The organism is Desulfosalsimonas sp., from assembly GCF_055149105.1.
Genome location: NZ_JBSRLA010000031.1, coordinates 12,344 through 32,973, shown reverse-complemented (window position 1 = coordinate 32,973; position 20,630 = coordinate 12,344). Strand labels below are relative to the sequence as shown.

Sequence of the window (20,630 nt, the reverse complement as noted above, 5' to 3'; positions counted from 1 at the left end):
CCGCGGCTCCGGGGTCCGGGTTTCAACCGGTTTTTTGGGCACTGGTTTTGTGATCAGGCTATCCAGTTTTTCTTTATATTGCGAAGGCTCAACATAAACAGCCCGATGCAGAAAGCCGCCAGTATGGACAGGTCCAGTGAGTAAGGCATGATGTGGGCCCCGTGCACGGCCCCGTGGAGCACGTCCACCCCGTAGGTCAGGGGCAGGGCATAGGAGACCGGCTTTAAAAAAGCCGGCAGATGCGCGATGGGGAAAAACAGCCCGCAGAGAAAAATCATGGGAAACCGGAAAAAGTTGGAAAAGGTCTGGGCCTCAAACACCTCACTGACGGCCACGGCAATAAAAAGCCCCAGAAAGGTCGATGCCACGGCGATCATGATCACGGCCGGGACAAATGCAGCCCAGGCAATTTCTGACATATCCATTAAAAAAGCGGCCATGATCACCGGCACAAAAGCGTTTGCCGTGCCAAACAAAATGGCTCCCCCGGTTTTGGCCAGCATCAGCAGTTCCAGGGAAATCGGGGCCAGCAGCAGCCGTTCAAAGGAGCGCTGCTTTTTTTCAAATGTCACGGTCACCGCCAGCATGGAGGTGGTGCCAAACAGGATGGACACGGCCACCACCGCAGGCAGCAGCGCGGGGATGGAGCCAAGACCGCTTCCGGACTTGATGAAAAACATGCCTGTCCAGGCCAGAGGGAATATGAGCCCCCAGCTGATATTGGGCGGTTTTAAGTAATAGGTCCGTATGTCCTTTAACACGATATTGGAAAAAGCAATCCAGGCTTTCATTTCATACGGCTTCCCTTTTGATTCCCGTTTTCCAGGGCATTGGCCTCAATGCCGGTGATCCGGACAAAGATTTCCTCCAGAGACGGCCTGATTTTTTTTGCCTCTGACACTTCAAACCCCTGTTCTTCCAGAAAATGAACAATCGCGCCGGCCTTGACGGCTTTGTCGGCCTCCACCCGGATGGTGCCCTGTTTCGGGGATGAAAACGCCAATCCGGCAAAGGCCCCGGAAAGCCTTTCTGTTATTCTGTCTTCGGGGTTTTCGCAGGCAATTTCCACCACGTGTTTTGCCTGCAGGGGCTGGAGCAGGTCAGCCACGCTGCTGATTTCCACTATGCGGCCCGAGACGATAAAGGCAATGCGGTCGCAAAGCCGTTCTGCTTCTTCGATATAATGGGTGGTCAGAAATATGGTGGTGCCGCCCCGGTGCAGGTCGTCTATTAACTGACGCAGATGCCGGGCGCTGGCAACATCAATGCCGGTGGTGGGCTCGTCTAAAAAAAGAATTTCCGGTTTGTGGATAATGCCTGCGGCAATGGTGAGCTTGCGCTTCATGCCCTTGGAATATCCTGAAAACCGCCGTTCTGCCGCGTCTTTGAGTCCGAAGTCCGCCAGCAGTTCCCGCGCCCGGGTCTGTCTTTCCTGCTTTGCCATTCCGTATAACGCGGCGCAGAAGCACAGGTTGTCAAAACCCGAAAGTTCGGGATACAGGTTGCTTTCATCCGGGACCACGCCGATCAAATGCTGGGCCTGCCGGTTTTTCTGCGTGCAGTCGATCCCGGCAATCCGGATTGTGCCCGTGTCCGGGCGGGCCAGGCCGGTTAACATATTGATCGTGGTGGTCTTGCCCGCACCATTTGGACCCAGAAAGCCAAACAGCTCGCCCTTGCCCACGGAAAAAGAAACCCCGGAAACCGCCGTCACATTTTCAAAACGCTTGGAAAGATTTTCAACAACAATGGATGGATTCATTCTATTAAACCGATAGTTTGTCCCATCTCAGTATCCAGGCCACGATCATCCCGGCAATAAAACCCACTGCCAGGTTGGATGCCAGGGTAATGCCCAGAATCAGGGTGGCCGCGAAATAATCCTTGCGGCTGGTAAGATCCATTATGGTCAGGCTGAGCTGGGCTCCTGCAAACACCAGCAGAACGCCCAGGATGGCCATTGGCAGAAGGTTTAGCACGCTGATGATGTTTTCGCCCAGCACAAGCGCCAGCACGGCAAAGAGCCCCCCAATCATCAGGTTGGAGCCGGCTGTTCGCGCGCCGAACCGGTAATGGGCGGCCAGTCCGCCCGCGCCGTGGCAAAGCGGCATTCCGCCCAGGGCAAAGCTCATGAAATTGGCAAGTGCCATGCTGATGCAGGCGGCTCGATTGGTTACTTTTTTCGAGCGCTCGCCGAAATATTCTTTGGAAAGATCCGTATAAGCCAGCACTGCATTGCCCAGGCTCATGGGAAGCTGGGGCAGAACCAGGGCAAACAGAGCAAAGGTGAAATCAACCTTTCCCGGCAGTCCGAAGGCAAACAACCCGGGCACGTGAAACCCGATTCCGCCATCTCCCAAGTCCACTCTTGCCCCCAGGGCAAGGCCGGCTGCAAGGCCGCCGGCTACCACGATCAGGCCTGCGGGGAATTTTTTGTTGTCCAGCAAAAGAAGGGTGATAACTGCGGCAATACCGCCGATGACCATGCTGATCGGAACCGGTCCGATGGACTGGAAGGCCAGGTAGGGCTCCACTGCATCGTGGATTTGCTGGAACCGCGAATTTCCGATGATAAACTTGATGCCCCCGGAAATCAGAAGCGCGCCCGTGGAAAGCTGAACCCCCCGGATGACCGACTGCGGAGTGGCTTTTCGGATCAGGTCGATTGCCCCGGTCACCCCGACAATCAAAAGAAAAATCCCCATGAGCAGAGACGAGGCAAGAATCTGGTCTGCGCTAAGCGATGTGGCAATGGCATAGGCGCCGATGACCTTCATGGGCTGGACCGGCACCGTTATACCGAAATAAATCCCCGAAAGTATGAAAAAGATCCCAATGCTCAAAAACAGGCCCAGCGGGTCCAGACCGTTTACCAGCACCATGGCAATGGCAATGGGCAGAAGTGTGCCCAGATCCCCCAGGGAGCCTGCAAGCTCCATGCGGTTGAATCTGAAAGTCTCGGACATCATGCTTCCTTTCTGCTATGCAAAGTACTGGTGCAAGAGCCTGACACACATGGCAAAAAGCACGAGGCTGAACAAAACGCGTACGGTTTTGCCCTTCATCCGGGTGCTCATGATTCTGGCCCCGGCCTGGCCCCCGGCAAACGAGGCTGCGGCCGCAGGCAGGATAAACCACCAGTTGACCGCCTCCATGGAGGCATAGCCCAGAAAGCCTGTCAGCGAGGAAAAGCACACGATAAACGTGGATGACGCGGCGGCAATTTTGGTTGGGGTTTTGAGCACGTAAATTAAAAGCGGCACCACAAACACCCCGCCGCCGATTCCCAGAAGCCCGCCCAGCAGCCCGATGCAGGCGCCGATGCCGATGCCGCCGGTCATTTTTTTCCACGGCGCAAGATTGCTTCCCCCTTCCTGCCCGGACGGGGAAAACATCATGCGAATGGCGGCTGCGGCAAGTACTGCAGCCATTATCAGAAGAAACGGCCCGAGAGCGATGCGGACATTTAACCAGGAGCCCACGGGCGCGGCTATGGCAGAGGACACGATTAAAGGGATGGAAAGGGAGAAATCCACCATTTTTTTGCGCGCGTACGCATACGCGGCCGATCCAGCCGCCACCAGGTTTAAAAACAATGAGGCCGAGGCGGCGGCGGACTTTCCAAACCCCAGGATCACAAAAAGCGGGGAAAAGATAAGTCCGCCGCCCAGCCCCACCATTGTCAGCAGAAGCGAAATGAAAAATATGGCGGCAAAAAGTACAACAGAGATGTTCATGTCAGAAGCGCCCGCTGCCTATTCTTTGCTTGTTTCAGATTCCTGCCGGCCGTTTGTGCAGGGGTGATTTTTCACGTCGCCGTGGCAAATGCGGATCTGCTCGGTGGTGCATTTTCCGGGCGCCTCTTTTAGCATTTCCGGTTTTTGACAGCAATTGTTGGTTTCACACATGGCTGACCTCCTTTTTTGTTTGATTTTTTATCAATGGCACCGTAAAAGTCCTAAAATTGGCATAATCGCCAACCAATAAAAAAATAACTTCTTGATTTTACTTAACACTTAATCACTTAAAACTTAACACTGCCTGTAAAAAAGACTTTTTACAGGCTTATTTTTTATTTGCCGGTGATAATAAATTTTTTCTCCGGCTTCGGGTTCAGCACATTTTCCGCGGTCTTTTGCCATTTTTCCATGGTTTTTTCATTGACCCGGTAATGGACGAAATAGCCGCGCTTTTCGGCCACCACAATGTCTGCGTCCCGCAGTATCCGCAAATGCTGGGAAACGGCCGCCGGGGAGATATTCAATGACTTGGCCATTGCGTTTACACACAGTGTGCGGTTTTTGAGCAGTTCGAGCATGCGCACCCGCGTATCCACCGAGAGCACCTTGAATATCCGGGCCGCGTTTTCCGCAGTTGGCATTCATTCTCCATTTGATTAAGCAATTACGCAGATGCTATTATGCACATGCAAGCCTGTCAATGGAAAAAATTTCATGCATATGTGAAGATGACATTGACAGGGAAAGGATTTCCCTTGACAAGGCGCTTTTTGCATTATTATAAACATATGCTTAAAATTTGATCTGTCCGGGTGCTTTTAACAAAGCCTAACAGGGAACCCCGTGTGAATCGGGGACGGGCCCGCCGCTGTAAACGGGGACGAAAGCTGCACAATGCCACTGGTCAATAAGATCGGGAAGGCGCAGTCAGTAGATTGATCCGTGAGTCAGAAGACCTGCCTGAACAGATGCAAGGGGTTTGGCTACGCTGGCAGGGTTATGCCCCGGAATGAATCTGCGGATAAAAAAGGGAAATCCCGGATCGTTTAGGCGATCCGGGATTTTTTATTGGGCCGATGCGGCCTGAAGAAATTTCTGTTGACAGCAGCGGAAACTTTTGACTATGCATATCAGCATAAAGCAATCGGAAATCAGAAGCATTTCCATAAAGTGTTTTGTAAAAACAGCATCATTTGTGCAGGCCCAAGGCGTGCACGAATGCAGGACCGCACTCAAAAGCCACGAAGGCTGAAACAGGAGAAAAGACCTGTATCTGCCTTTGTGGCTTTTTTTTGTGTGCTGCAGGGATGCAGCGCAGATATTGGGCTTTTTACTTTGCCATCATATTTGAAAATATAAAATTACGGGATCAGGAGCTTGAATATGAAATTGAAATTCACGGCGATACTGACGGGCGTTTTTCTGGCACTGTTTCTTGTCCGTATTTGCCCCGCGCAAACCGCGGAAGGCGGCGATACCGGCGAAAAGGTGCGCAGCAACGTCTCCGAGTCAGTGCAGATCCGCAAACAGACCCAGAAAGAACGCGAACAGTGGCAGGAGGAAAAACAGGAGCTTGCCGCTGCTTATGACCGGCTTCAGGACAAAAAAACACGGCTGGAAAAAAAGCAGGCGCTTTTGGAGAGAAAAAAGGCTGCTGCTGAAAATCGCATTGCCGGTAAGGAAAAAAAGCTCGCAGATATAGAGCAGATCACCGAAGACATCGAACCCTTTATCATGCAGACCGCAGACAGGCTCGAAGAGGTGGTTGAAAACGATCTGCCCTTTCTTGCAGCGGAGCGGGAAAAAAGACTGGAGCGGATCCGGGAATTGACTGCAGATCCCGGCAAATCAGTGAGCGAAAAATACCGCAGGGTCATGGAGGCCCTGCTGGTGGAGGCTGAATACGGAAACACCATCGAGGCCTGTCAAAAAAGCATTGAAGTCGATGGCCGCAGCCTCAGGACGAATATCTTCCGCCTGGGAAGAATCAGCCTGTTTTACCAGACCATGGACCAGGAGGAATGCGGCTGGTTTAACGCGGCGGAAAACCGATGGGAAAAGCTTCCGGCAAAATACAACAGCAATATTGCCGCGGCCATTGACATCGCCGCCCAACGGCAGCCGGCCGAACTGCTCACCCTGCCGCTGGGAAGGATGGTGGTGAAATGAAAAAAAAGATCCTGACTGTATTTGCCGCCGCCTGTGTCCTTTTTTCCTTCGCCCCTGTTTTTGCCCAGCAGGACATGCGCGAGCTGCAGATAAAGGCCCGCATGCAGCGACAGAACCTTGAAAACCAGGCAAAACAGGAAAAAAAGGCCGCCGAACAAGAAGCCGGTCAAACCCGGCAGGAAATCATGAAAAGCAGAAAGACCCTCAAACAGGCCATTGCCGGTCTGGAGAAAGAAACCCAACAGCAGGAGAAAAACATCACCTCCCTGGAAAAAGACATGGAAGCGCTTTCCGCCAGGGAAAAGGAACTTGACAGCGAGCTTGCCGAAACAGACAGGATTGTAAGCGAACTGGCCGGAACAATAAAGGCCAATGCAGACGATATTGCCGGTCTTGCAGAAGGCAGCCTCCAAAACCCCCTGGCGCCCGGAGCGCGGGCAGTTCTTGAAAGCATCGCAGAAAAGCGTAAATTTCCGGGCATGGAAGATATCCGGATGATGGCGGAAGTCCTTTACAAACAGGTCCGGCTGTCCGGAAACGTCCGGGTTAAAGACGGCACCATTGTTGACCGCTCAGGAGAGGAATCCAGGGCCGAAATCCTGCTCATAGGCAATTTTACAGCAGCATACAGGACTGACCAGGAAACCGGTTTTCTGAAACATTCCCCCGGCACCGGGCAGCTCTTTGCCCTTTCCAGTCTTCCCTCAGGTGGCATGCAAAGAAAAATCAACGACTACATGGACGGCAAATCCATGGCAGTGCCCATGGATATCACCCGTGGAGGCGCCCTGCGCCAGCTAACCCATGAGTTAAGCCTTGCAGAGCAGATTTCAGAGGGCGGCCCCATTGTATGGCCGATCCTGTTTCTTCTGGGCCTGGGCCTTCTCATCATCGCGGAAAGAACGACTTTTCTGCTGCGCAGAAGATTTGATGCAGAGGGTTTCATGCGTTCTGTTAGAGACCTGGTCAAACAGGGCAGGTTTGAAAAATGCAGGCAGGCCTGCGACGGTCACGGGACAAAGCCGCTTCCGCGGGTTATCGGCGCGGGCCTTGACTGCTGCCACATGCCCAGGGAAGAAATGGAAAACGCCCTGCAGGAGGCGATATTAAGGGAAATCCCGCCCATGGAAAGATTTTTGTCCACCCTGGGCATGCTGGCCGCCATTGCGCCGCTTCTGGGGCTTTTGGGCACAGTTACCGGGATGATCAACACTTTCCACGTCATCACCACCCACGGCACCGGTGATCCGCGCATCATGTCAGGCGGGATCTCTGAGGCCCTTGTAACCACCATGCTGGGGCTGGCGGTAGCCATACCCATGCTCATGGCCCACACCTGGCTTAACAGGGCCGTGGAAAAAGAAATCGGCGAAATGGAGCAAAATGCGGTGGCCCTTGTCAACATAGCCCATAAAAGCCGCGGCGGGCATGAACACAACAGCGGGGAAAACCGGCAGAAATGATCCAGGACCTGTTCACAGCCCTATACCGGATGAATCAGTATTTTGAAAGCGGCGGAATCGTAATGTTTCCGCTGGCGGCTTTAAGCCTTGTCATGTGGCTGCTGATAATCGACCGGGTCCTGCACTTCAGGCGGCTTTATCGCAAAAACATGAGTTCGAAAACGGCCTGGGCGCATATATCGGGAAACCGGATGCCGGATCCGGCCTACTACCAGGGGGCCATTTCGGTGCTGGTGGCTGAGTTTATCCGCAGCAGAAGCGGTGATCCGGTCCTGGACCGGTTTATACTCGACGAGACCGTATTAAAGATCAACCGGTCCATGGACGACCATCTTGCCACCATCGGCGCCCTGGCTGCATCAGCGCCGCTAATGGGGCTTCTGGGAACGGTTATCGGAATGATCGTCACATTTGACGTAATCGCCGTGTTTGGCACCGGAAATGCCAGGGCCATGGCCGGCGGAATTTCAGAGGCCCTGATCACAACCCAGACCGGGCTGCTGGTGGCGATCCCCGGAATGTACATGAAGGGTTTTTTAGAGCGCAGGGCGCAGAAATTAAAGCAGCGCACTGCGGTCATCGGCTACTACCTGCGAAGACAACTATAAAAGAGACGCTCCATGATAAACATAACATCTGCAAGGCGGAACAAAAGCACCACCCGGGAGCTCAATATTGCGCCCCTGATCGACATGGTTTTCATCCTGCTGATCTTTTTCATCGTGACCACCAGTTTTGTGAAGGAAACCGGTATTGACGTCAGCCGGCCCACCGCCACAACCGCTGTCAGCAAGGAAGACGCTTCCATTCTTATCGCAATTGATTCGGACAACCGGGTTTTCATGGAAAATCAGGAAATAGACGTGCGTGCGGTGCGGGCCAACATCGAACGCGCCCTGGCTGAAAACCTCGATGGAGCCGTGGTTGTGGTGGCTGATCGCGCCAGCAGCACCGGCACGGCCATAAAGGTAATGGATGGCTGCAGACGGGCGGGGGCGGAAAATGTATCTTTGGCAGCAGATGTTCCGGGCGGGAAGTAAATGAGGGGAAAAGAGCCCGACAATTCCTATTTCAGAGTGCTTTTCAGGCGAAGACGCGGGGCATGGGCAATGGCTGCAGCAGCTGCGGCAGTTCTGAACATGGCGATTTTCGCCCTGGTGCCCTACCTGCTTGAGGCCGATCCTGAAATAAAAACCTACAAAAAGATCGCCTCCGGGATAAACGTGATCCGCATGCAGGAGCCGGAGGAGCCTGAACCTGAGGCAAAAGAAGAAGAAAAAGAAAAGGAAGAAGAAAAGCCGGATCCGAAAAAACAGGCTGCCGCGAAAAAACCCGCGCAGCCGGAAATGACCGTGCCCTTTGACATCAATCCAAGGCTGCCCGCGGGTCCGGACTCCCTGGAGCTGCCGGAGATGACAAAGCCGCAGGCTTATTCCCCCAAAGACATGTTTTCGGCAGGAGAACTTGACCGGCCGCTGACCGCGGTTTCCCGCATTCCCCCGACATACCCGCTGCGGGCCAAGCGCAGAGACATCGAGGGATGGGTAAAGGTCAGGTTCGTGGTGGACAAGCAGGGAAGGGTTGAGGACGTGACCATCCTGGAACAGGAGCCTGAGGGCGTTTTTGATAAAGCCGTGCGCAACTGCGTTTCCCGGTGGCGATTTAAACCCGGCACTGTCGGGGGCACCAGGGTAAAAACCGTGGCAGAGACCACCATCCGGTTTGAATTGGATTAAAAGTGCATATGCCGGGATTGATATCAAAATTTTTCAGTATTGTTCTGATCGCCGCGGCGCTTGCAAGCATCCGGCCGGGGGCGGGACTGTGCGCTGAGCCGCCTGCTGCCGCACAGATGGTGCTCTCGGAAGCCTATGCGCAAATGGAAGAAGAAAACTATGAAAAAGCCCTGGAAAAGCTCAAAAACTTTCAGGCCCGCTCGGATGAAACAGACCCTGACCCGGATGCCGCGGATCCCAGGGGATATCACCATCCTGAGATCTATTTCATGATCGGAAACATCCATTACGCCATGGAAAACCCGGAAAAGGCAAGGCAGGCATACCAGCAGGCCGTAAAGCGCAGCCCGGAACATGCCGGCGCCCTGGTCAACCTGGCCCGGGTCTTCCACGAGCAGGAAAAATACGAAAAGGCAGCGCAAAGCTTTGAAAAAGCATACGCGGCAGAAGATCAAAAAGAAGCCGCATACCTTTATTACGCGGCAGTGAGTCTGCTTGCAAATGGTTCCGCCGGCAACTCGCTGAATCTTTTTGAGAAGCTCTTTAAGGCCCATCCGGACGAGATCAAGCCCGTGTGGCGGGAAAATCTGGTGTACGCATTTCTGGAGGCCGGGAAAAACCGGGAGGCGCTGCCGCACATAAAGCTGCTGGCTGAAAAATACACCGGAGAAAAACAGATCCAGTGGCAGGAAATCCTTTTGCACCAGTACGTTGAACTCGACATGCCGGATACGGCCCGCAAATACGCCCTTGCGCTCACAACACAGGCCCCCACAATTCCCAAATGGTGGAAGGCTCTGGCACACGCGGCCTTATCCCAAAACGATCATGACCAGGCATTGACCGCCATGATGATCTACAGTTACCTGACCCCGCTTTCGGAGCAGGAAAAAAAGCTTTTGGGCGATCTTGCCCTGCAGGCCGGGGTGCCTGTCAAAGCAGAGCCTTATTACGAGGCGCTTCTGGAAGAAAATCAGGACAAGTCGGTTTTAAAAAGCCTGGTATCCGCCCTCCAACAGCTCGGAAAACCCGAAAAGGCCCTGGAGGCCATAAGGGCGTTTGACGGACACGAAAACGACCCTGAACTGATGATGTTAAAGGCGGATCTTTTCTACGGCATGGACAGGTTCAGGGATGCGGCAGAAGCATACAGCGCGGCCGCCCAACACAAAGGAAACCAGGAAGGCCGCGCCTGGATCATGGCGGGATACTCCGCCTGGGAGATACAAGACACGGAGGCGGCTTTGCAGTATTTTAAAAATGCGGCTGAATTTGAAAACCATAAAAAGGATGCAAAAGCCGCCATTAAAAGAATAGAGGAGCAATAATCCCCGACAATCCCGGCGTGTTTCAAATTCCGGTATTTGAATAAGGAGGCAGCCGAGCCCGGCCAGGCCCATGCGGCTGCCCCCTTTGGAAAACCTCCCGTGAAACGGGAAGCATTTTTTTTATAGCAGCAAATACCTGCCGCTTCAATGCTTTACCGCGTCCACGGGCATATCCTGAAACTGAAAAATGGAAAGGAGAACAATGATGGTGCCGTAAAAAGTCCTAAAACGGATATCTCCGCCAACCACTAAAGAGACAACTTCTTGATTTTACTTAACACTTAATCACTTAAAACTGCCTGTAAAAAAGACTTTTTACAGGCGCATCAACAATGGATGCGTAGAAAAATCGCCCGCTGGACCGGAATCATCATCATGTCTGCAGTCTTATCGTCGGTTGAACACCTGGTCCAGGGACGGGGTGTTTTTCACCAGGCTGGCCAGGGTCAATCCGGAGCGCAGAACGCCCGCCTGCTCGATTGTTCTGCAGGCGGCAATTGCATGTTTCATGGTCATTACCGCGGCCTTTGACGCGCTTTTGACCTATATCGGCTTTACACTTTCCCTTTTTGCCATGTTCACGGTCATCGGCCTGATTCGCATCCGGAAAATCCGGCCCGAGCTTTCCGGGATTTACCGGACCATCGGCTATCCGTTCACGCCCCTGTTTTTCATCGCCGGGCATCTGTGGATCATCCATTGAATCAAAACTCATGATAGGCTTCCTTTTATATTGATTTTTCAAACTGGTATTCCTGCGATTCATTTACGGATCTACCCTATTTTTCTCTTTCATGCAAAGTCAATTACGTTTTTCATTCTGATTGCTGATGCACTTGAAAAAAATATTGACCTAAGTCAATGCAGTGTCGTGGATTATATGAAACTATATGCTTAAAATTTAGCAAAGAACAACCCATGACTCAAAAAAAGAATCTCAACAACGCAAAGGAGAAAAGCCATGTTTTGTTTTCAGTGTCAGGAAACAGCCAAGAATCAGGGATGCACCGTCAAGGGTGTGTGCGGCAAGCCGGAAAACACCGCAGACCTTCAGGATCTTCTCATCTACGTTTGCAAGGGCATATCTGTATACGGAGAAAAGCTCAAAGAAAAAGGAACCGTGGACCGGGAAGCAGCCAATTTTGTCTGCAAAGCCCTTTTTACAACAATTACCAACGTGGCCTGGTCTGATGATGTAATTATAGACAGGATCAAAGAGGCCCTCAAGATCCGGGATTCTGTTAAAGCAAAAGCAGGAGACGTGGGCGGAGCCCTGCCGGATTGCTGCACCTGGGCTTCAGACGACAAGGATGAAATTCTGGCCAAAGCCCTTTCCGACGAGGTCCGGATAACTGCCACAGAAAATGAAGACGTCCGTTCCCTTCGGGAGCTTCTGATTATCGGCACCAAGGGAATTGCTGCATATGCAGACCATGCTGCCATCCTGGGCCATGAAAAAGACGATATTTATGGTTTTATCATGGAAGCCCTTGCATCCACCACAAAAGAGCTTTCAGTCGATGAGATGATCGGCATGGTCATGAAAGCCGGTGAAACCTCAGTAAACACCATGGCGCTTCTGGATGCCGCAAATACCTCTGCCTACGGCAATCCGGAAATCACTGAAATCAACATTGGTGCAGGCAATAATCCCGGTATTCTGATCAGCGGCCATGACTTAAAAGATCTGGAAGAGCTGCTCAAGCAGACTGAAGGAACCGGTGTTGATGTTTATACCCACGGGGAAATGCTTCCGGCCAACTGCTATCCTGCATTTAAAAAATACGATCATTTCGTGGGCAACTACGGAGGATCCTGGTGGCATCAGAACAAGGAGTTTGAATCCTTTAACGGCCCCTTGGTTCTGACCACCAACTGCCTGATCCCCATTAAAAAAGACAACTCGTATCTGGACCGTTTGTTTACCACCGGCGTGGTAAACTATCCGGCAGCCAAGCATATCGAGGACAGGCCGGCCGGCGGGGCCAAGGATTTCTCCCCGGTCATTGAAAGAGCCAAACAATGCCAACCTCCCGAACAGATCGAATCGGGCAAAATCATGGGCGGTTTTGCCCACAACCAGGTGCTGGCCCTGGCCGATAAGGTGGTGGAAGCCGTCAAATCCGGAGCCATAAAGCGTTTTGTGGTCATGGCCGGATGTGACGGACGCCAGAAATCCCGGAGTTATTTCACCGAGGTTGCAGAAAACCTGCCCAAAGACACGGTGATTCTGACTGCCGGCTGCGCCAAGTACCGATACAACAAACTTGATCTGGGCGATATAGGCGGCATACCAAGGGTGCTGGATGCAGGCCAGTGCAATGATTCCTATTCTCTTGCAGTCATTGCCCTGAAGCTCAAGGAGGTATTTGGTCTTGAGGATATCAACGAACTGCCCATTTCCTACGATATCGCCTGGTATGAGCAAAAGGCCGTGGCAGTGCTGCTGGCACTTCTCAGCCTGGGAGTCAAGGGCATCCGCCTTGGTCCCACCCTGCCGGCGTTCCTTTCTCCCACCGTGGCACAGGTCCTGGTGGATAAATTTGACATCAAGCCCATCGGCACGGTGCAGGAAGACATTGATGCCATGATGGCAGGAAAATAATTTAAGAGATCAAATACTTTCGGCGCTCCAGGTGATATAATCCAGGGGTGCCGAAAGTGTTTTTTGCGGCACCATCAACCTTTTAGCGGAGGTATTTAATGCGGTTTAATGATGATTCAGGCACCTCGCCCGTGGATCTTGACAACGAGGATATTATCGCCGCCATGAAGGAAATGCGGGGATATATAGATATCACACCCGGGGATTTTAAAGAAATTTATAAATTCGCCTACAATCATGCCGTAGACCGTATTGCCAGGTCCATGCTTGCACAAGATGTCATGACCCGGCAGGTGGTTTGCGTCAATCCGGAAACCTCTCTGCTGGAAACCGCAGAACGCATGGCTGCCGCCAACATTTCGGGCATTCCGGTAATAAACAGCCAGGATAAAGTAAGCTGATCTACGGCGCCATCCGAAGCCCCCTGGCCCAGCCCAGAAACCTCATGGGAGGGCACATGATTTCCGCTGTTATCGGGGTGGCGGCTTTCAAACTGCTGGGAGGCAGCATGCCTCTTGCCGCAGCAGTTGCGGTTGCCACGGCAATTTTTGCCATGCACGCCACAAAAACCCTGCATCCGCCCGGGGGCGCCACAGCCCTGATTGCTGTAATCGGAAGCGATCAGATCCATGCCCTGGGTTTTTATTATGCGCTTATTCCCGCCGGCCTGGGAGCTGTGGTGATGCTGGCAGTTGCCCTGCTGTTTAACAACATCGCCCCGCACCGCCGCTATCCGGAATTCTGGCTATAGAACAGCGGCAATATAAAAACTTAACCATAAGTGGGACTTTGATATACTTGGAACCAATGTGACATTCTGATATGAATATGTATACTTATTCTTATCAGACAGAACAAAAAAGGAGACGAAAATGCGGGTCAGCGAAAGAGGGCAGGTAACAATACCTAAAAAAATTCGGGACCAGTTCGGCCTGGGGACAAACACAGAGGTTGAATTTGTGGTGCAAGACGGCCGCCTGGAACTGGTGCCGGGCAAAAAGAGCAGGCGGAAAAAAATCGATACCATTTACGGCAAAAAGCATTTCAATAAAACTACAGATGAACTGATGAGACTGCTGCGCACATGAATCAGTGGCTTGCAGACACCAATGTGATCCTTGACGTTCTTGGCGCAGACAAACAATTCGGCCCGGCTTCCCGGCAGGCCCTTTCCGATTGCGCCGAAAACGGAATCCTGGTGATCAATCCGGTCATCTTCGCGGAGGTTGGCGCTTGCATAGACAGCCTTGAAGAACTTGACACGCTTCTGCCCCAGGAGCTGTTCCGCAGGGACCCGCTGCCCTGGGAAGCAGCCTTTCTTGCAGGCAGAGCATTTGCCGGCTATAAAAAAGCCTGCGGGAAAAAGAAAAGAATGCTGGCTGATTTTTTAATCGGAGCACATGCCGCAGTCCAGGGATTCGGCCTGATCACCCGCGACAGCGGCATTAAAAAACATTTCAAGATCCATGTGCTAAATCCGGCATTCGTATACTGAACCAGCCAGCTTGACGCAAAGAAGGCACATTATACACGGCCTGTCTCTTTTCAACCCGGTAAATGCTTCCCCTGTGCAAAAATAAGGTGCCTGTCAAGGGCAAAGGGACGCCCTTTATATAAAGGGCATCCCCTTCTATGGCCTGGCCAATATTCTGAACGATCTCGTGCCGGTAAATGTGGTGCTCAACGGCGATAAAAAATTGAATCTGATGCCGAATTCTTCAAAAAAACAGAAATCCCGTCTCCACAAGGCAGGGATACACTTCCGTCCACACGAAAATCAAAAGAATCCCCCCGGAGCAATGTAAACGAAATCTGGTTCAGGACTGTAAACATAATTTTTCCTCCCTAAGCGAATCGGCCGCGGTCTTTGCCGACGGCATAAACCGGCCACGGCGGGCTTAAGATATTACGAAGCGGATTACACTGAAATGCCCCGGACATAATTTCTGGTTATGCTGGAAAATCCAGTTTTTTTGATCAACCGCCTGAAACGACCAAAATTACCAAAAAATAATCTTGGGATAATCGTTGCGTAATTTTGATTTCGTAGGATTGGTATGAATTAAAAGGAGACATCGAAACCCATGCAAATTCCAACAAAATTAACCATCAATACCGTCATTCCCCTGATGGCGGTATTGATGATCGGCTTCACGGGCATCGGCGGACACGACCTTTGGACTCCGGATGAGCCCCGGGTGGCGGCCATTTCCCTTGAAATGGCGGAAACCGGTGATTTTATCGTCCCCCGGCTGGCCGGAGCGCCGTTCGTGGAAAAACCGCCCCTGTATTTCGCCGCCGCGGCCCTGATGCTGAAAATATTCGGGCCGCTTTTCGGCGCGACCGCCGCCATCCGCCTGACAACGGTGATGTTCGGCTTCGGCGTCTTGCTGATGACCTTTCTGATCGCCCGCCGGCTGGCGGACAAGCGGACGGCCATCCTGGCGGTCGGGATCCTGGCCACCATGCAGGGGTTTGTCCAAAATTTCCATTGGATCCGCGTGGATGCGGCCCTGGCGTTTTTCGTGGCCGCCGCCGCATGGTGTTTTGTGGAGATTTATTTCGGGCATCGTCGGAAACTGATGCCGGCGGCCGGTTTTTTCGTGGCCGGCGCGTTTTTATCCAAGGGACTGATCGGCCCCGTCCTGGCGGCCACGCCCTGGGCCGGATCGCTGGGCATGCGGATATGGACCGGGAAACTCAAGGAGTTTATCCTCCGCCACATGGGAATGCTGGTGGTTTTCCTTATGGTCTCGGGGATATGGATCATTTTGCTGTATGTAAACGGCGGCCCCGACATTTTCCGGGAATGGTTCTGGGTCAACCACGTGGAAAGATTCACGGGCCAGTCGGACCTGGGGCATGAAAAGCCGGGCGCTCCTTTATATTATATCGTTCAAATCATCATGGACGGCATCCCGTGGACGCCCATCTTCATTTACTGGATTGTCTCGACAATCAGCAGGGGCATTAAAAACCGGACCATCTCCCGGGAGGATATTTTTCTCTGCGTCTGGGGCCTGGGCTCCATCGCCGTATTGACCCTTCCGGTCACCAAACGCGGCCTGTATCTGCTTCCGGCCCTGCCCGCTTTCGCCGTCATGGCGGCTGTTGGCCTGAAGGACGTTATCCCCAGGTGGGTGGAGTGGTATTCCGGTTTCTGGACGGTTATCTGTCTGGCGCTGATGGCCCTGATCGGCTGCCTGCCCTTGACGGCAACCCTCCTGCCGGCCGCGATACCGAACGATGTCCGGCAAGTCCTGATTGATTTCAGTCCTTATCATGCCATGGCATTCGCCTGGCTGGCGGCTTGCATGATCCTGATCTTCCGTTACCGTCGGGCCGTTTCAACGGAATATTTCATGATCTTGATGACGACCGCCCTGTTTGTGAACCTTCTGGGGTTACCGCTGAAGGCCATTGATCAGGAAAAAAGCATGGGCGCGGATATCCGCTCATTTGTAAACCAAATCCCCGAATCCCAAAGGGGGCGGGTCGCGGGAACGGATTTCACGGAAACCATGCGGGGCGTTTTTTATTACTACAAGGGGTGGAAGGTGCCCCAGATAAATGATGGGGAGCGGATATTCAATATTCTGACGGGAAAGGATGAAGACTATGACAGCATGATCGTCCAGGACCCCGAAGACCCTTCGGTATCATCGTTATATCCCGTCAAGGGGGAAATGGCCACGGGCACCCATGACGAGCACCGGTTTTTCTGGCTCGGCCCGATAAAATGAATAAAAACCCTGAAAAATAGAACAGGCGGGAACTCATGCGAAAAACATTTTTACCGTTTTCACGCCCGTCCATCGGCGAAGACGGAATTGCCGCCGTATCCGAGGTATTGCGGTCCGGGTGGATCACCACCGGGCCGAAAAATGCCGAATTCGAAAAAAAATTCGGCGAATACACGGGAAGCCCGCATGCCGTCGCCCTGGCGTCGGCCACCGGAGGCATGCACCTGATCTTGAAAGCATTAAGCATCAAACCGGGGGATGAGGTCATTACTCCATCCATGACATGGGTTTCCACCGTCAACCTCATTGTTCTGGCCGGCGCCATCCCCGTATTCGCCGATATCGACCGGGATACCCTGATGATCACCCCGGAGACGGTTGCTCCCTGCCTGAGCAGCCGGACCCGGCTGGTCATCCCGGTACATTTCGCCGGAGCTCCCGCCGATCTCGACCCTCTGCGAAAGCAGGCCGTCGAAAACAATGCTCTTCTGATCGAAGACGCCGCCCACGCCGTGGGCGCCATGTATAAGGGCAAAAAGATCGGCGGCCGGGGAACGGCCATTTTCTCCTTTCATCCCATCAAAAATATGACCACCGGAGAAGGCGGCATGATCTGTACGGACAATCCGGCCCTGCTGGCGCGGATCAAACAATTAAAGTTCCATGGACTGGGAGTGGACGCCTATGACCGGGACACCCACGGACGGTCGCCCCAGGCGGAAGTTCTGGAACCCGGCTATAAATACAACCTGACAGACATCTCCGCGGCGCTCGGCATCAGCCAACTCGCAAAAATCGATGCGTTTAACGAGCGCCGTCGCCAGCTTGCCATGCAATACAGGGAACTCCTGCGTGAAGTCGACGAGATAACGCCCCTTGCGGACCCGAGCTATGACTGCAAACATGCATGGCACCTGTTTATTGTCCGGCTGGATATCCAAAAAACCGGCATGAGCCGTGATGCATTCATGAATGCCTTAAAACTTAAAAATATCGGCACCGGACTGCATTTCCGGGCCGTTCATATGCAACGATTTTATCGCAATACCATGAAAATTTCCAATGACAGGCTACCCAACACCGAATGGAACTCCGACCGGATCTGCTCCCTGCCGCTGTTTCCGGACATGACGCCGGAAGACGTGCAGGATGTGGTGGACGCCGTCAAAGACGTTCTGGCGGCATCCAAAGGATAAAAAATGAAACCCATGTTAAATCAAGATTGTCTGATATCCCTGGTCATTCCGGTTTTTAATGAAGAGGCGAACCTGGATCAGCTCATCGAGCGCTGCCTTTCGGTCTGCCGCGGTCTGGGGAATCCCTTTGAAATCATCCTGGTGGATGACGGAAGCCAGGATCAATCCGCCAAACTCATTGAATACGCGGCCCTGGCGAATCCGGAATTAAAGGGAGTCTTCCTGAACCGGAACTATGGACAACACGCCGCAGTGACCGCTGGTTTTGAAACGTCAAAAGGGGAAATCATCATCACCCTGGATGCCGATCTGCAAAATCCGCCGGAAGAAATCCCCCGGCTGATTCAAGCCATCCACCAGGGGTATGACGTCGTGGGCAGCGTCCGGCAGAACCGGAAAGACTCTTTTTTCAGAAAATTTTCATCCGCCCTGGTGAACTGGTTCGTGCAAAAGACCACCGGGGTCATGATGCACGATTACGGGTGCATGCTGCGGGCCTACCGCCGGAATATCGTTGACGCGGTCTTGAGTTGTCCGGAACGAAGTACCTTTATCCCGATTCTGGCCAATAATTTCGCCCGGAATGTTACGGAAATCCCCGTCAGCCACGATGAACGCAAAAACGGCCATACCAAATACAGCCTGTACAAACTGATTTCCCTTCAATTCGATCTGTTGACCTGCATGACCACATTTCCCCTCCGGCTTTTAAGCATTCTCGGGGCACTGGCCTTTCTTGCCGGCACCGGCTTCGGCGTGTTTCTCATCGTCATGCGCCTGATCTTCGGCGCATCCTGGGCCGCCGAAGGCGTGTTCACCCTGTTTGCCGTCATGTTCACCTTCACGGGCGCGCAGTTTCTGGTTTTCGGTCTCCTGGGAGAATACATCGGCCGCATTTACCATGACGTCCAGGCCCGGCCGAAATACTACATTCAAAAAATCGTCGGCCCGACCGATTAAGGAAAATCCAATGAAATCCATGACAACCATTTCCGGGATTCAAACACTTCCCGTTCCCGTTGAAACCCCCCGCCCTCTTGCATGGGACGCCGCGAAAATTTCTTTTGCCTGCATTCTTGGCGCAGCGGTCCTGATCCTGACTGGAAACCTCGGCGTCATCCCGCTGTGGGGCGCGGAAGGGCGATGGGCCTTGATCAGCCGGCATATGTTTGATACCGGAGAACTGTTCAGGCCCCTTCTCGGGAATTCCGTTTACTGGGATAAGCCCCTGTTGTCCTATTGGGCGGTCCTCCCCTTTGCCGCCCTCAGCGGCGGCGTCAGTGAAACCGTGATCCGGCTGCCGTCGGTCCTGGCGGCGATTCTTTTGCTTGCGCTGACCGTTGACCTGGCCCGCAAATGGTTCGACGCCCAAACCGCTTTGTGCTCCATGATGATCCTCTCCACCAGCTACGGCTTCATTTTCTGGGCACGCAACGCCCAGGTGGAGATGTTCAATGCTTTCTTCATCCTGCTCGCCATCTGGTATTTTCTAAAACGCAAAGAAGATCCCAGCCCCCGCTGGATGTATCTATTGGGCGGCATCATGGCGGTGGGCGCGGGATTCAAAGGGCTTCCTGCTTACGGGGTCCCGATATTCACCATTGGTCTCCTGCTGCTCTTCAAGCAAAACCGGCCTTCCGCCATGACTTGGCCGCACATCATCGGTTCGCTGGCCTTATCCATGGCCCTTTATATCGGCTTTCAACTGGTCGTCTGTTATTTCGCCGGCACATGGGCGCCCCTGGAACTGGTCTGGAAGGAAAACGTGATCCGGTTTTTCAAGCCCTTTGACCATAAAGAGCCCATCTGGACCTATTTCATCCGGATTTTTGATCTGGCCGCGCCATGGTCCCTGCTTTTACCCGCGGCCCTGGTTTATCTGCGGCCGAAACTCCGCATACGGGCCTCCGGTGCCGCCGAACTCCTGGTGATTTTCGGCGCCGTATTTCTCTTTTTCACCTTGTCCGGGTCCCGGCGGTCTTATTACCTGTTGCCCATCCTGCCCTTTGCGTCCATCCTGGCCGGACGATTCATGGTTGATTTTTTCAACAACCGCATGCCGCGGTCGTTTTCCCTTTATGTCAAGGCCTTCGGCGTCCTGTTGTCCATCATCCTGATCGCGCCGATGGGAATTCTCTTAACGGCTCCCAGGCTATTGCCGGGTCATCTGGCGGCCGTCAGAGACGTGATATGGTGGATTGCGCTCATCCTGGCGATAATCCCCGCAATCCTTTCGTTCGGCATTTTTTCCAGAAGCGGCCGGGTCGTGGGAGCCGCCGTCATGGCGGCATGGTGCATTTACATCTTCGCGGCGGTCCCGCTTTACGACCAGGTTCCCAATATCCGAAATAAAGTGGCCGATATTAAATCTTCCGGCAGGCCCGTTGCGTTTTATCCCGTCTCTTCCGACCGGATCTGGTTTTACCTGGATCACCCCTGCCAGGTGTTTGCGGAAGAAAAAACCGCCTTTGACTGGGCGGTGAAACACAATGGATTGGTGTTTGTCCGGCGCGACCATGAAGACGGATTATCCAAAGACAACTGGACCGCCGTGGAAAACCTGAGGAAATACCGGGCCATGGTCCCGTGTATCCCGGAGGGAGGTTGTTCTCAAGGTTTGATGAACCCGGCCGCCGGCAGGAAATCTTGA

Annotated in this window: 22 protein-coding genes and 1 riboswitch; of the genes, 16 read left to right on the top strand and 6 right to left on the bottom strand. The window is 53.2% G+C overall.

Annotated features, from left to right (window positions below; genetic code table 11):
• Positions 1 to 53: 53 nt before the first annotated feature.
• From ACTCIA_RS09100 to ACTCIA_RS09075, 6 genes are all read right to left on the bottom strand, one after another.
• Positions 54 to 791, bottom strand: coding sequence for an ABC transporter permease (locus ACTCIA_RS09100; protein ID WP_463001496.1), 738 nt, complete (start codon positions 789 to 791; stop codon positions 54 to 56).
• Positions 788 to 1,762: an ABC transporter ATP-binding protein gene (locus tag ACTCIA_RS09095; protein WP_463001495.1), complete on the bottom strand. Its 975-nt coding sequence runs from the start codon at positions 1,760 to 1,762 to the stop codon at positions 788 to 790. The genes ACTCIA_RS09100 and ACTCIA_RS09095 overlap by 4 nt, the downstream gene beginning before the upstream one ends.
• Positions 1,763 to 1,766: 4 nt before the next feature.
• On the bottom strand, positions 1,767 to 2,969 hold the full coding sequence (locus tag ACTCIA_RS09090; protein ID WP_463001494.1) for a putative sulfate/molybdate transporter: 1,203 nt from the start codon (positions 2,967 to 2,969) through the stop codon (positions 1,767 to 1,769).
• Positions 2,970 to 2,981: 12 nt separating this feature from the next.
• Positions 2,982 to 3,737, bottom strand: coding sequence for a sulfite exporter TauE/SafE family protein (locus tag ACTCIA_RS09085; RefSeq protein ID WP_463001493.1), 756 nt, complete (start codon positions 3,735 to 3,737; stop codon positions 2,982 to 2,984).
• Between the two features lie 18 nt (positions 3,738 to 3,755).
• Entirely contained in the window at positions 3,756 to 3,908 is a 153-nt protein-coding gene (locus ACTCIA_RS09080) for a hypothetical protein (RefSeq protein ID WP_463001492.1), read from the bottom strand.
• A gap of 164 nt (positions 3,909 to 4,072) precedes the next feature.
• Positions 4,073 to 4,381, bottom strand: a complete 309-nt coding sequence (locus tag ACTCIA_RS09075; protein ID WP_463001491.1) for an ArsR/SmtB family transcription factor — start codon at positions 4,379 to 4,381, stop codon at positions 4,073 to 4,075.
• A gap of 152 nt (positions 4,382 to 4,533) precedes the next feature.
• A riboswitch (cobalamin riboswitch) is annotated at positions 4,534 to 4,718 on the top strand.
• A gap of 405 nt (positions 4,719 to 5,123) precedes the next feature.
• Here ACTCIA_RS09075 and ACTCIA_RS09070 point away from each other — a divergent pair.
• The 16 genes from ACTCIA_RS09070 (at position 5,124) to ACTCIA_RS08995 (ending at position 20,630) form a co-directional block, all read left to right on the top strand.
• A complete protein-coding gene (locus tag ACTCIA_RS09070; protein WP_463001490.1) occupies positions 5,124 to 5,909 on the top strand; it encodes a DUF3450 domain-containing protein in 786 nt (261 codons plus the stop codon).
• Positions 5,906 to 7,372, top strand: coding sequence for a MotA/TolQ/ExbB proton channel family protein (locus ACTCIA_RS09065; protein WP_463001489.1), 1,467 nt, complete (start codon positions 5,906 to 5,908; stop codon positions 7,370 to 7,372). The genes ACTCIA_RS09070 and ACTCIA_RS09065 overlap by 4 nt, the downstream gene beginning before the upstream one ends.
• Positions 7,369 to 7,980, top strand: a complete 612-nt coding sequence (locus ACTCIA_RS09060; protein ID WP_463001488.1) for a MotA/TolQ/ExbB proton channel family protein — start codon at positions 7,369 to 7,371, stop codon at positions 7,978 to 7,980. The genes ACTCIA_RS09065 and ACTCIA_RS09060 overlap by 4 nt, the downstream gene beginning before the upstream one ends.
• Positions 7,981 to 7,992: 12 nt before the next feature.
• Entirely contained in the window at positions 7,993 to 8,412 is a 420-nt protein-coding gene (locus tag ACTCIA_RS09055) for an ExbD/TolR family protein (protein WP_463001487.1), read from the top strand.
• A complete protein-coding gene (locus ACTCIA_RS09050) occupies positions 8,413 to 9,108 on the top strand; it encodes an energy transducer TonB (protein WP_463001486.1) in 696 nt (231 codons plus the stop codon).
• A 17-nt stretch (positions 9,109 to 9,125) separates the two neighbouring features.
• Positions 9,126 to 10,436, top strand: coding sequence for a tetratricopeptide repeat protein (locus ACTCIA_RS09045; protein ID WP_463001485.1), 1,311 nt, complete (start codon positions 9,126 to 9,128; stop codon positions 10,434 to 10,436).
• 421 nt (positions 10,437 to 10,857) lie between these two features.
• On the top strand, positions 10,858 to 11,139 hold the full coding sequence (locus ACTCIA_RS09040) for an amino acid permease (RefSeq protein WP_463001510.1): 282 nt from the start codon (positions 10,858 to 10,860) through the stop codon (positions 11,137 to 11,139).
• A gap of 258 nt (positions 11,140 to 11,397) precedes the next feature.
• Positions 11,398 to 13,041: a hydroxylamine reductase gene (hcp, locus tag ACTCIA_RS09035; protein ID WP_463001484.1), complete on the top strand. Its 1,644-nt coding sequence runs from the start codon at positions 11,398 to 11,400 to the stop codon at positions 13,039 to 13,041.
• Positions 13,042 to 13,139: 98 nt separating this feature from the next.
• Positions 13,140 to 13,442 carry a CBS domain-containing protein gene (locus tag ACTCIA_RS09030; protein WP_463001483.1) on the top strand — a complete coding sequence of 101 codons (303 nt, stop codon included), beginning with the start codon at positions 13,140 to 13,142 and terminating at the stop codon, positions 13,440 to 13,442.
• 56 nt (positions 13,443 to 13,498) lie between these two features.
• A complete protein-coding gene (locus tag ACTCIA_RS09025) occupies positions 13,499 to 13,792 on the top strand; it encodes an HPP family protein (protein WP_463001482.1) in 294 nt (97 codons plus the stop codon).
• 121 nt (positions 13,793 to 13,913) lie between these two features.
• The gene (locus ACTCIA_RS09020; protein WP_463001481.1) at positions 13,914 to 14,129 is read left to right on the top strand and encodes an AbrB/MazE/SpoVT family DNA-binding domain-containing protein; all 216 of its coding nucleotides are present in this window, start codon (positions 13,914 to 13,916) and stop codon (positions 14,127 to 14,129) included.
• A complete protein-coding gene (locus tag ACTCIA_RS09015) occupies positions 14,126 to 14,536 on the top strand; it encodes a type II toxin-antitoxin system VapC family toxin (protein ID WP_463001480.1) in 411 nt (136 codons plus the stop codon). Before ACTCIA_RS09020 ends, ACTCIA_RS09015 begins: the two co-directional genes overlap by 4 nt.
• Before the next feature lie 589 nt (positions 14,537 to 15,125).
• Positions 15,126 to 16,784, top strand: a complete 1,659-nt coding sequence (locus ACTCIA_RS09010; RefSeq protein WP_463001479.1) for an ArnT family glycosyltransferase — start codon at positions 15,126 to 15,128, stop codon at positions 16,782 to 16,784.
• Positions 16,785 to 16,819: 35 nt separating this feature from the next.
• Positions 16,820 to 17,980: an aminotransferase class I/II-fold pyridoxal phosphate-dependent enzyme gene (locus ACTCIA_RS09005; protein WP_463001478.1), complete on the top strand. Its 1,161-nt coding sequence runs from the start codon at positions 16,820 to 16,822 to the stop codon at positions 17,978 to 17,980.
• A 3-nt stretch (positions 17,981 to 17,983) separates the two neighbouring features.
• On the top strand, positions 17,984 to 18,940 hold the full coding sequence (locus ACTCIA_RS09000; RefSeq protein WP_463001477.1) for a glycosyltransferase: 957 nt from the start codon (positions 17,984 to 17,986) through the stop codon (positions 18,938 to 18,940).
• A gap of 10 nt (positions 18,941 to 18,950) precedes the next feature.
• Complete coding sequence (locus tag ACTCIA_RS08995; protein WP_463001476.1) at positions 18,951 to 20,630, top strand: ArnT family glycosyltransferase; 1,680 nt, start codon at positions 18,951 to 18,953, stop codon at positions 20,628 to 20,630.

What these genes read in the sequence shown, in the direction of transcription:
- ACTCIA_RS09100 (WP_463001496.1), bottom strand. Translation starts at nt 791, where the DNA reads ATGAAAGCCTGGATTGCTTTTTCCAATATCGTGTTAAAGGACATACGG.
- ACTCIA_RS09095 (WP_463001495.1), bottom strand. Translation starts at nt 1,762, where the DNA reads ATGAATCCATCCATTGTTGTTGAAAATCTTTCCAAGCGTTTTGAAAAT.
- ACTCIA_RS09090 (WP_463001494.1), bottom strand. Translation starts at nt 2,969, where the DNA reads ATGATGTCCGAGACTTTCAGATTCAACCGCATGGAGCTTGCAGGCTCC.
- ACTCIA_RS09085 (WP_463001493.1), bottom strand. Translation starts at nt 3,737, where the DNA reads ATGAACATCTCTGTTGTACTTTTTGCCGCCATATTTTTCATTTCGCTT.
- ACTCIA_RS09080 (WP_463001492.1), bottom strand. Translation starts at nt 3,908, where the DNA reads ATGTGTGAAACCAACAATTGCTGTCAAAAACCGGAAATGCTAAAAGAG.
- ACTCIA_RS09075 (WP_463001491.1), bottom strand. Translation starts at nt 4,381, where the DNA reads ATGCCAACTGCGGAAAACGCGGCCCGGATATTCAAGGTGCTCTCGGTG.
- ACTCIA_RS09070 (WP_463001490.1), top strand. Translation starts at nt 5,124, where the DNA reads ATGAAATTGAAATTCACGGCGATACTGACGGGCGTTTTTCTGGCACTG.
- ACTCIA_RS09065 (WP_463001489.1), top strand. Translation starts at nt 5,906, where the DNA reads ATGAAAAAAAAGATCCTGACTGTATTTGCCGCCGCCTGTGTCCTTTTT.
- ACTCIA_RS09060 (WP_463001488.1), top strand. Translation starts at nt 7,369, where the DNA reads ATGATCCAGGACCTGTTCACAGCCCTATACCGGATGAATCAGTATTTT.
- ACTCIA_RS09055 (WP_463001487.1), top strand. Translation starts at nt 7,993, where the DNA reads ATGATAAACATAACATCTGCAAGGCGGAACAAAAGCACCACCCGGGAG.
- ACTCIA_RS09050 (WP_463001486.1), top strand. Translation starts at nt 8,413, where the DNA reads ATGAGGGGAAAAGAGCCCGACAATTCCTATTTCAGAGTGCTTTTCAGG.
- hcp (WP_463001484.1), top strand. Translation starts at nt 11,398, where the DNA reads ATGTTTTGTTTTCAGTGTCAGGAAACAGCCAAGAATCAGGGATGCACC.
- ACTCIA_RS09030 (WP_463001483.1), top strand. Translation starts at nt 13,140, where the DNA reads ATGCGGTTTAATGATGATTCAGGCACCTCGCCCGTGGATCTTGACAAC.
- ACTCIA_RS09025 (WP_463001482.1), top strand. Translation starts at nt 13,499, where the DNA reads ATGATTTCCGCTGTTATCGGGGTGGCGGCTTTCAAACTGCTGGGAGGC.
- ACTCIA_RS09020 (WP_463001481.1), top strand. Translation starts at nt 13,914, where the DNA reads ATGCGGGTCAGCGAAAGAGGGCAGGTAACAATACCTAAAAAAATTCGG.
- ACTCIA_RS09015 (WP_463001480.1), top strand. Translation starts at nt 14,126, where the DNA reads ATGAATCAGTGGCTTGCAGACACCAATGTGATCCTTGACGTTCTTGGC.
- ACTCIA_RS09010 (WP_463001479.1), top strand. Translation starts at nt 15,126, where the DNA reads ATGCAAATTCCAACAAAATTAACCATCAATACCGTCATTCCCCTGATG.
- ACTCIA_RS09005 (WP_463001478.1), top strand. Translation starts at nt 16,820, where the DNA reads ATGCGAAAAACATTTTTACCGTTTTCACGCCCGTCCATCGGCGAAGAC.
- ACTCIA_RS09000 (WP_463001477.1), top strand. Translation starts at nt 17,984, where the DNA reads ATGAAACCCATGTTAAATCAAGATTGTCTGATATCCCTGGTCATTCCG.
- ACTCIA_RS08995 (WP_463001476.1), top strand. Translation starts at nt 18,951, where the DNA reads ATGAAATCCATGACAACCATTTCCGGGATTCAAACACTTCCCGTTCCC.